1 protein-coding gene and 1 tRNA gene are annotated in these 373 nt (G+C 44.5%); both read right to left on the bottom strand.

The genetic code is table 11. The annotated features are described in order from the left end of the window. Positions 1 to 71: 71 nt before the first annotated feature. Positions 72 to 144 (bottom strand) — tRNA-Lys (locus QWY28_RS23295). Positions 145 to 226: 82 nt separating this feature from the next. After that, the gene (locus tag QWY28_RS24570; RefSeq protein WP_369292714.1) at positions 227 to 364 is read right to left on the bottom strand and encodes a 30S ribosomal protein S6; all 138 of its coding nucleotides are present in this window, start codon (positions 362 to 364) and stop codon (positions 227 to 229) included. Positions 365 to 373: the final 9 nt, after the last annotated feature.

Raw genomic sequence — 373 nt, 5'->3', positions numbered from 1 at the left:
CCCCCACGCCCTTAAGCGCCAGATCCTAAATCTGGTGCGTCTGCCAATTCCGCCACACCCGCATCTCTTGATGACCCGTACTGGGCTCGAACCAGTGACCCTTTGATTAAAAGTCAAATGCTCTACCAACTGAGCTAACGAGTCGATGGGGTGTAACGGAGCTCAGCATCACGAGTCATGCGACCAACTAGTACTACATTATTAATCATAAACTACCACAACCTTCTTAAGCGTCAAGTTTAACGATCATATGACGAAGAATGTCATTATTGATTTTTGATAGACGGTCAAACTCGTTAAGAGCATGGGCATCTTCAGTTTCAACATTAATGACATGGTAAAGTCCTTCACGGAAATCTTGGATTTCATATGC

It is taken from the genome of Nocardioides oceani (assembly GCF_030412965.1).
Taxonomy (GTDB): domain Bacteria; phylum Actinomycetota; class Actinomycetes; order Propionibacteriales; family Nocardioidaceae; genus Nocardioides; species Nocardioides oceani.
This window is presented reverse-complemented; position numbering and strand designations above follow the sequence as displayed.